A 9,304-nucleotide genomic window follows, 5' to 3' on the forward strand; every position below is an offset into this window, starting at 1 on the left:
ACCGGGTCGGCCGACGCGGTAGATCCCGCCGGGCGGGGCCGGCCGGCTCGCCGCGAACCCACTGCACCCTCGGAGCGGGTGCGGCGGGCGCCGGGCCGGGATCTACCGCGTTGAGTCATACCGCTCCGGTCAGGCCTCGGGGTTGAAACGCGGGAAGGCCAGCTCGCCGGCGTACCGGGCGGCGTCGCCGAGCGACTCCTCGATGCGCAGCAACTGGTTGTACTTCGCGACGCGCTCGGAGCGGGCCGGTGCGCCGGTCTTGATCTGACCGCTGCCGACAGCGACGGCCAGGTCGGCGATGGTGGTGTCCTCGGTTTCACCGGACCGATGGCTCATCATCGTCTTGTAGCCGTTGCGGTGCGCGAGGTCGACGGCGTCGAGGGTCTCGGTGAGCGTGCCGATCTGGTTGACCTTCACCAGGAGTGCGTTGGCGGCACCCTTGACGATGCCCTCCTCGAGCCGCTCCGGGTTGGTGACGAACAGGTCGTCACCGACGAGCTGCACCTTGTTGCCGATCTTCTCGGTCAGCGCGACCCAGCCCGACCAGTCGTCCTCGCTGAGCGGATCCTCGATGGAGACGAGCGGGTATGCGGTGAGCAGTTCGTTGTAGAAGTCGGCGAGCTCGTCCGCGGTGCGGATCTTGCCCTCGAACTTGTAGCCGGTGCCGTCGGTGTGGAACTCGGTGGCGGCCACGTCGAGCGCGAGCGCGACGTCCGAGCCGAGCTTCAGGCCGGTCTTGGCGATGGCCTCGCTGATGAGGTCGAGAGCTTCCTTGGTGCCGGCGACGTCCGGCGCGAAGCCGCCCTCGTCACCGAGGCCGGTGGCCAGGCCCTTGCTCTTGAGGACCGACTTGAGGGAGTGGTACACCTCGGTGCCCCAGCGCAGGGACTCCTTGAAGGTGGGGGCACCGATCGGGGCGACCATGAACTCCTGTACGTCGACACCGGTGTCGGCGTGAGCGCCACCGTTGAGGATGTTCATCATCGGCACCGGCAGGATGTGGGCGTTCGGGCCGCCCACGTACCGGAACAACTCGAGGCCGGATGCCTCGGCGCCCGCCTTCGCGACCGCGAGGGACGCGCCGAGCAGGGCGTTCGCGCCGAGTCGACCCTTGTCGGGGGTGCCGTCGGTGTCGAGTAGTGCCTGGTCGACGGTGCGCTGCTCGGTGGCGTCGAGGCCGATGATGGCCGGTGCGATCTCACCGAGGACCGCCTCCACGGCCTGCTCGACACCCTTGCCCAGGTAGCGGTCGCCACCGTCGCGCAACTCGACCGCTTCGTGCTCACCCGTGGACGCGCCGGACGGCACCGCGGCACGAGCGAAACTTCCGTCGTCGAGCAGCACCTCGACCTCGACCGTGGGGTTACCCCGGGAGTCGAGGATTTCGCGGGCTCCTACCTGCTCAATGATGGCCACTGGCTGATTCTCCTTCGATGGACGTCCGCGCTGCGGGGTCTGCACGCTCGGGAACAGCGTAACGGTCCCGACCAGGGCACGAGGCACGGCTCGCTCGTCAGGGAGCCACCCCGACGCCGTAGGCGGCGGCGCGGTCGCGGACCAGGGCCAGGTAGTCGGTCGAATAGTTGTAGGCGATCAGCGCCTTCGTCCAACCGGCCGCGGTGGTGAGATCGCCGCCGCGGTCGCACAGATACCGGCCGGCGGTGAGCGCGGCGTCGTCGATGTTGTCGGGGTCGGCGACACCGTCACCGTTCGCGTCGGTGCCCCACCTGGTCCATGTCTCGGGGATGAACTGCATCGGGCCCATCGCCCGGTCGAGGACCGGATCGCCGTCGAGTCGGCCGCCGTCGGTGTCGCGGATCTCGGCCAGGCCCGGACCACCGTCGAGAGGGATCCCTCGGATGGGCGGCGCGACCGTGCCGTTCTCGTCGGCGGAGGCACCGCCGTGCCTCCCGTGCCCACTTTCGACGCTGCCGATCCCGGCGAGTGTGGTCCACGCGAGGCCGCAGTCGGGGCGGCTCGCGGCCAGCACCGCGGCGGCATGTCCGTATGCCTCGAGCACGACGACGGGAATGCCCAGTGTCTCGGACTGCGGTGCCGCCCAGTCCCGCAACTGCGCGGCGGTGCGGCCGGGCGCGTTCACGTCGATCGTCGGTACCGGGGAACCCACCGGCGGTGGCACCCCGTCCGGGATCGGGATCGGCGGTTCGTTCGGCGTGAGAATCGAGACCGAGACGGCGAGAACCACCGCAACGACGAGAACCACCACGGCGGCAAGCACACCGAAGAGAAGCCGCGGCCACCGCGATCGGCGACGGACCGGCCGTGGCGGCGCTGGGTACCTCACCGTCGGGTGCACACATCCATTGTCCACACCGTTGTTAAAGCCCTGGTAAAAGCGCTAAAGGCCCTCCCGTTCGAACACAATCGGGGTGTATGTTTCGGACCGCACCACCGAAAGAGGTTCGCCTCACCTAACCGTTCTGGAGTTCTGTCCATGTCCGTGCTCGCCGCCTCCTCCGGCGCCCCGTCGATCGCCACCCAACTGGTCGGCTCCGGCCTCATCGGGCTCCGGGAAGGACTCGAAGCGGGCATCGTCGTGATGATCCTCGTCGCGTTCCTCGTCAAGGCCGAACGGCGCGACGCATTGAAATGGGTGTGGCTCGGCGTCGGCGTCGCCGTCGCGATGGTCGCCGCGACCTTCCTCATCATCCATTTCGGTACCTCCACCCTCGACGGACTCGCCGCCGAGGTCGCCGCCGGAATCGCCTCGCTCGTCGCGGTCGTCATCGTCACCGCGATGGTGCTGTGGATGCGCAAGGCGGCCCGCTCGATCTCGGGGGATCTCAAGTCCGGGATGGAAAAGGCACTGATCGTCGGGCCGACCGCGGTCCTGTCCCTGGCGTTCTTCGCGGTGGGACGCGAAGGCCTCGAAACGGCGCTGCTGATGGTCGGCTACGCCGAGAACACCGCAGGCAGTGCGTGGCCGCTGATCGGCCTGCTGCTCGGAATCGCCCTCGCCGCGGTTCTCACCGTGCTCATGTATCTCGGGGCCGTCCGGATCGACATGGCCAAGTTCTTCAAGTTCACCGGGGCATTCCTCGTCGTCGTGGCCGCGGGAATCCTCGCCTACGGCGTGCGCGCCCTGCAGATCGGCGGTGTCCTGCCCGGCGCGAGCAATCTCGCCTTCGACGCAACCGCCCACTACGACGCCGGAAGTTGGTACGGCACGATCCTCGGCGGCATCCTCAACATCCGCCCCGACCCGACGGTGCTGCAGTTCGTCGCCTGGCTGGCCTACCTGGTGATCGTCCTGTTCCTGTTCCTGCGCCCCGTCGCCACCACCCGCGATGCGCCGGCAGCAGCCGGGCACGCGACCGCCTGAGCTTTCCCACCGCACCACCTTCTGCTCCAACGCTCTCGAAAGGCACCGACCCGATGCGTCGCACCACCTTTGCCCTGGCTGCAGCCGCAGTACTGCCCCTCGCCCTCGCGGGCTGCACCGAGAAGTCGGCATCCGACGCCGACGCCGTCGCGGTCACCGCCACCGACTCGACGTGCGAGGTCGCCAGCGCCGAAGGCATCACCGGGCACAACACGTTCGCGGTGACCAACAACGGGACCAAGGTCACCGAGTTCTACGTGTTCGACGACGGCGACCGCGCCCTCGGCGAGGTCGAGAACATCGGTCCGGGTCTCACCCGCCAACTGATCGTCAACATCCCCGAGCCCGGCGACTACGAACTGTCCTGCCGCCCCGGCATGGTCGGCGAGGGCATCCGCACCGCATTCACCGTCACCGGCGACTCCAAGGCAGCAACCGATGCGGACGGTAAGCTCGCCGAGGCCGCCGACGGCTACCGCCGCTACATTCGCAGCCAGACCGAGGCTCTCGTCGCCACCACCGGCGAGTTCGTCGCCGCAGTCAAGGCAGGCAACATCGACGAGGCGAAGCGGCTGTTCCCGCTGTCGCGCACCTACTTCGAACGCATCGAGCCGGAGGCCGAGAGCTTCGGCGACCTCGACCCGCGCGTCGATCTGCGCGAAGCCGATCTCGAACCGGGCCAGGAGTGGACCGGCTTCCACCGGCTCGAGAAGGACCTGTGGGTCAGCGGCCTGCAGCCCGACACCAACGCCATCGCCGATCAGCTCGTCGTGGACATCCAGGAACTGTCCGACCTGGTGAACGCCGACGACTACACCATCGACCCGACCCGCATCGCCGGCGATGCCCAGGGCCTGCTCGACGAGATCGCCACCTCGAAGATCACCGGCGAGGAAGACATCTTCTCCCACACCGACCTGTACGACTTCCAGGCCAACGTCGACGGTTCCCAGGCCGCGGTCGCCGCGCTGCGCCCGATCCTCGACGAGCAGGATCCCGCGCTCGGCCAGGCCATCGACGCGCGTTTCGCCGATCTCGACGCGGCGCTCGCGCAGTACCGCCAGGGTGACACCTTCGTCTCCTACGACACCGTCACCGAACCGCAGCGCCAGGAACTGTCCCGCCTGATCGACGCGCTGTCCGCCGAGGTCAGCAAGGTGCAGGGCGTCATCGCGGAGGCGTCGGGCGCATGACCGGCCGGCCGACCACCGAACCCGATCCGCAGGGCCCGTCCGGGATCTCCCGGCGACGCCTGTTCGGCGCTGTCGGCGCCGGCGCGGTACTCGCAGGCGCGGGTGCGGTCGTCGGCCGGGTCACGGCCCCGGACGCCGACAACGGCACCGACGACGTCGTGGCGTTCCACGGCGAACACCAGGCGGGCATCGTCACCCCCGCCCAGGACCGGATGCACTTCGTGACGTTCGACGTCACCACCCGCGATCGCGACGAGTTGATCACACTGCTGCAGACGTGGACCGCGATGGCCGAACGGATGACCGCCGGCCTCGAAGCCACCGAGGACGGCGCGACCGGTGACGGCCCGTACCACCCGCCGAGCGACACCGGTGAGGCACTGGACCTGCACGCCTCGCAGTTGACCCTCACCATCGGCTTCGGCCCGTCGCTGTTCGACGACCGGTTCGGGCTCGCCGATCTCAAACCGTCTGCACTGCAAGATCTTCCGCACTTCCCCGCCGACAATCTCGATCCGGTGCGCTGCGGCGGCGACATCGCCGTCCAGGCCTGCGCGAACGATCCGCAGGTCGCCGTCCACACCATCCGTAACCTCGCCCGCGTCGCCTTCGGAACGGCCTCGGTACGGTGGTCACAACTCGGCTTCGGCCGCACCTCATCGACGTCCACGACGCAGGTGACACCACGGAACCTGTTCGGGTTCAAGGACGGAACGAACAACCTCAAGGCCGAGGACCCGGCCGCACTGATGGAATCGGTGTGGGTCGACGGCGCCGACGACCAGCCCTGGCTCGCCGGCGGCAGCTACCTGGTGGCCCGGCGCATCCGCATGCTCATCGAGCAGTGGGACCGGGCGATCCTCCAAGAGCAGGAAATGGTCATCGGGCGCGACAAAAGAGAGGGCGCACCGCTCGGACTGAAGAACGAATTCGACGAACTCGATCTCGAATCGAAAGGCCCCGACGGTCCGTTCATCCCGGTCGACGCGCACGTCCGGCTGGCGTCGGCGCAGCACCTCGGCGGCATCAAGATCCTGCGGCGCGGCTACAACTTCACCGACGGCTCCGACGGTCTTGGCCACCTCGACGCCGGGCTGTTCTTCATCGCATTCTGCCGCGACCCGCAAACCCAGTTCGTGCCGATGCAGCTCGCGCTCGCCCGCACCGACGCACTCAACGAGTACATCCAGCACGTCGGGTCGGCGGTGTTCGCGTGTCCTGCCGGACCGCCGGTAGACGGATACTGGGGTCAGCAACTGTTCGAGGCATGAAAATTACACCTGCGTCGGTGATTCCGCCCTGAATCACCGACGCAGGCAGGGAAGGTGGGCCGCGAGGGGTGGACGGCCCACCCGGGTTCACTGGGTGCTGGGTTCGATAGGCGCCAGGTTCGATAGTCGCTGGGTTCAATAGGCGCCGCTGCCGCGCAATACCGCGCCGATCGTGCGCCACAAGATCGCGAGATCGAGAGTCAACTTCCAGTTCTCCACATACCTCAGATCTGCGCGAATCGACTCGTCCCAGTCCATGTCGCTTCGTCCGCTGATCTGCCACAGCCCAGTGAGTCCGGGTTTGACGAACAGTCGACGCCGCGCACCGTCTTCGCCGTATCGAACGACTTCCGACTCGAGCGGGGGGCGTGGACCGACCAGGGACATGTCGCCGGCGACGACATTGAACAACTGTGGAAGCTCGTCCAGCGAGTACTTGCGAAGGAATGCTCCGACCTTCGTCACGCGAGGATCGGCTCGCATCTTGAAGAGAACTCCTGCCCCGTCGTTTGCCGAAGCCAACACGTCGAGATGCTGTTCAGCGTCAACCACCATGCTCCGGAACTTGTACATGGTGAACGTTCTGCCATCGCGACCGACGCGAGTTTGCCGGAAGAGCGCCGGTCCGGGGGTATTCAGCCGGATCGCGACAGCGATCGCAGCGAGCACGGGGAGCAGGAGCAATACCAGCGCAAATGCCGCCAACCTGTCGAACACATTCTTGACGACCCAGGCGGGTCCACTGTAGTGCGGGGCGCTGACCTGCAGCAACGGCATAGATGCGATCGGTGTGATGTGCAGTCGCGGCCCGATAAGGTCCATGAGCACAGGCGCCATCAACAATTCGGTCCCGGTTTCTTCCAGGTCCCAACACAACTGCCTGATCCGCGATCGGTCCCAACTACTCGATGGCAGCAATGCCACCGCATGGAACCGGTGCCGGCCGACGAGGTCGACGATGTCGTCCTCACCGCCCAGGACGGGAACGTCCTCGACGACGACCGGGTGTGGGTCGCCGGGCGCGGCAGTGAGGCAGATCCCATCGATATTCCAGCCCAGTCCGGTAATATCCCCGGCTCGACAGACGATTTCGTGAACGTCGCCGATCGTACCGACTGCCAGAACCGATCGTGAACAGCGTCCTGCTTGCCGACGCCGCCGAACAACGCGGCGCATCCCGTACCGCGCCGCGACGTTGAACACCGCCGCGAGTGGTAGCGCACCGAAGACCCACGACTGTCCCGAACTGGTTCCCCATGCGTACCCCAGAACGGCCATCACAGCGACGGCAAGTACATATCCCCTTATGACCCGTCGATACTCCTCAACACCCGCACCGAGCACACAACGATCCCATGCCCGTTCGATGGCAAGTGCACCCATCCCCAGGACCGGCATCGCGACGATAATCAACATCGACCTCGTGCCGTAGGGCAGACCGGCGTGGTAGCCGAACGTCACGGCAAGATCGGCGACAATCAGACACACCAGATCGAGGAACACCACCGATGCCACGTAGCGACGTTCCCATCGAGTCAACGAACTGGGTTGCGGTGCAGTCAACCCCGGAACAACACGCGGCGGTTCAGCCAGGCGCGATACGGCCCGATTGCCACCAGCGAAAGCACCGACGAACTCGCTTTTGAACATCACGGGAAACCTTCCACAACAGGTAACCCACGTAGTAAAACATACTCGATGATGGTTTAGGCACAAAAACACGACTTTAAGTTTGTTTACTCTGCGGCTTCTTCCATTCCAACTCGACGCGTCCCACTCGGAGCAGACCCACGACGTCATCTGCAGAAGCCGGCTTGCCGAGCAGGAAACCCTGGGCGCGCCGGCATCCCAGTTCCAGGAGCGCTCGAGCTGCCTCCACGGTCTCCAATCCCTCCGCGACAACGTCCAAGCCGAACGAGGATGCCAATCCCATGACCGATTCGACGATCACCCGGTCACTCGCACAATTCGGCAACCCCTGAACGAAACCCCGGTCGATCTTCAGCGTGCCGACGGGGAGCGACTTCAGATGCGTCAACGAACTGTATCCAGTGCCGAAATCGTCAATGGCGCAACTGACGCCAAGCTTCGCGAGACGACGTAGGACTGACCGCGTCGGCTCGATGTCGCTGACGACGACATGTTCGGTGATCTCCAGACACAAGGATGACGCCGGAATCCCACAGGTCGCAAGCACAGCCTCCACGGATTCGACGAAGTCGACACTCACCAGCTGAACCGGAGATACGTTCACACTCATCGTGATCGTCAACCCGGGAATGTCAGTCAGCCACCGCGCGAGTTGCTCACACGCCGTGCGTAGTACCCAACGACCCAGCTCACCCCCCAAGTTGGTGGATTCGGCGACACCGATGAACTCCCCCGGCTGGACCGTTCCGAGAACCGGATGATTCCATCGAACCAGCGCTTCCACGCCCAACACATCGCCGGTCGCGAGGTCGAAAACCGGTTGATACTGCAAGGTGAGGTGATCATCGTCGATCGATGTACGCAGGTGCAGTTCGATGAGATTCCGTCGTTCTCCCGCACCGAGCATGTCGTCGGTGAAGGCGACGACCGAATTCCCACCCGCGCTCTTGGCCACCATCATGGCCTCGTCTGCCCTGCCGAGCAGTTCGACCGCACTGATCCGACCCGGTTCGCCGACCGCCACACCGAAACTGCCTCCGCGGCTGACCGACTGACCGCCGATCTGCACCGACAGTCCGATCGCCCACCGCAGACTCTCGGCTCGCTCACGTGTACTTCCCAGGGACACGTCGCCGGCGAGAACGACGACGAATTCGTCGCCGCCGAGTCTGGCGACAAGGTCGCCGGCCCCGCATTCCCAGGAAAGTCTGCGGGCGGTTCGACACAAGTATTCGTCCACCGCCGCATGTCCGAGAAAGTCGTTCAGCGGCTTGAGCCGATCCAGATCCAGAAAGATCACCCCGACCGAGCCGGTATCGGCCGGAGCGAGGCGACTCTCGAGATGCTCCAGTAGCGCGCGACGACTCGCCAGATCGGTAAGAGCATCGTGGTAGGCCGCGCGCCGTAACCCTTCCTCTGCGTCGATTCGAGCCTGTACCTGGACGAGCATCGACGCAATCGCCGCGAGCGTGCTCAATTGATAGTGCCCCGTGGAGTGGTGGACTTCGGATCGGCTCGCGGGATGCGCGGTGATCAACGAGTCACGCGGAATACTATGCTGTTTCGTTCACTCCGGTCAATGCCAACGCAGGCTCTGTAGCGTGCTGTTTCGCCGCGATCACAGCCCGCAGCTCATCCATGCTCACATCCGAGACGTACCGGCGGGTGACCTGCCACTCGTCGTGCTGCTCGATCACCACCGCGGTCGCCAGACGCAGGAATGAACCGCCCCGGCATGTCCGGAGACTGTCTCAAACGGTCAACTCGGCGGGTTGCCGAGCTGCGATCCGAGCGTAGTAGGCCGCCTCCAACTCGGCCGGCGGGACGTCCCCGCAGTACTCGTAGAG

The 9,304-nt window shown here is 65.9% G+C and carries 7 protein-coding genes and 1 pseudogene; 3 read left to right on the plus strand and 5 right to left on the minus strand.

The annotated features are described in order from the left end of the window. Positions 1-129 precede the first annotated feature (129 nt). Together eno and WAX14_RS08990 are read right to left on the minus strand one after the other, a co-directional pair. Positions 130-1,416, minus strand: a complete 1,287-nt coding sequence (gene eno, locus WAX14_RS08985) for a phosphopyruvate hydratase (protein WP_422627739.1) — start codon at positions 1,414-1,416, stop codon at positions 130-132. A gap of 97 nt (positions 1,417-1,513) precedes the next feature. Continuing rightward, the gene (locus WAX14_RS08990) at positions 1,514-2,332 is read right to left on the minus strand and encodes a lytic transglycosylase domain-containing protein (protein ID WP_422627740.1); all 819 of its coding nucleotides are present in this window, start codon (positions 2,330-2,332) and stop codon (positions 1,514-1,516) included. Between the two features lie 123 nt (positions 2,333-2,455). Between WAX14_RS08990 and efeU the strand changes: the two genes are divergently transcribed. From efeU to efeB, 3 genes are read left to right on the plus strand one after another with little or no spacing between them, the layout of a single operon-like run. Beyond that, entirely contained in the window at positions 2,456-3,343 is an 888-nt protein-coding gene (gene efeU / locus WAX14_RS08995) for an iron uptake transporter permease EfeU (RefSeq protein WP_422627741.1), read from the plus strand. 53 nt (positions 3,344-3,396) lie between these two features. Beyond that, the gene (efeO, locus tag WAX14_RS09000; protein ID WP_422627742.1) at positions 3,397-4,536 is read left to right on the plus strand and encodes an iron uptake system protein EfeO; all 1,140 of its coding nucleotides are present in this window, start codon (positions 3,397-3,399) and stop codon (positions 4,534-4,536) included. Continuing rightward, a complete protein-coding gene (efeB, locus tag WAX14_RS09005; protein WP_422627743.1) occupies positions 4,533-5,807 on the plus strand; it encodes an iron uptake transporter deferrochelatase/peroxidase subunit in 1,275 nt (424 codons plus the stop codon). Before efeO ends, efeB begins: the two co-directional genes overlap by 4 nt. Before the next feature lie 135 nt (positions 5,808-5,942). On the opposite strand, the gene WAX14_RS09010 is transcribed toward efeB, so the two are convergent. The 3 genes and pseudogenes from WAX14_RS09010 to WAX14_RS09020 form a co-directional block, all read right to left on the minus strand. Next, positions 5,943-7,370: a sugar transferase gene (locus tag WAX14_RS09010; protein WP_422627744.1), complete on the minus strand. Its 1,428-nt coding sequence runs from the start codon at positions 7,368-7,370 to the stop codon at positions 5,943-5,945. A gap of 163 nt (positions 7,371-7,533) precedes the next feature. After that, positions 7,534-8,934: a putative bifunctional diguanylate cyclase/phosphodiesterase gene (locus WAX14_RS09015; RefSeq protein ID WP_422627745.1), complete on the minus strand. Its 1,401-nt coding sequence runs from the start codon at positions 8,932-8,934 to the stop codon at positions 7,534-7,536. Positions 8,935-9,010: 76 nt separating this feature from the next. After that, a pseudogene (locus tag WAX14_RS09020) lies at positions 9,011-9,181 on the minus strand (IS256 family transposase); the annotation flags it as partial. Positions 9,182-9,304 lie beyond the last annotated feature (123 nt).

It is taken from the genome of Rhodococcus sp. (in: high G+C Gram-positive bacteria) (assembly GCF_049299235.1).
In the GTDB taxonomy this organism is placed as follows: domain Bacteria; phylum Actinomycetota; class Actinomycetes; order Mycobacteriales; family Mycobacteriaceae; genus Rhodococcus.

Excerpts from the sequence above, each read along its gene's own strand:
- efeB (WP_422627743.1), top strand. The coding sequence starts at position 4,533 with ATGACCGGCCGGCCGACCACCGAACCCGATCCGCAGGGCCCGTCCGGG.
- efeU (WP_422627741.1), top strand. The coding sequence starts at position 2,456 with ATGTCCGTGCTCGCCGCCTCCTCCGGCGCCCCGTCGATCGCCACCCAA.
- efeO (WP_422627742.1), top strand. The coding sequence starts at position 3,397 with ATGCGTCGCACCACCTTTGCCCTGGCTGCAGCCGCAGTACTGCCCCTC.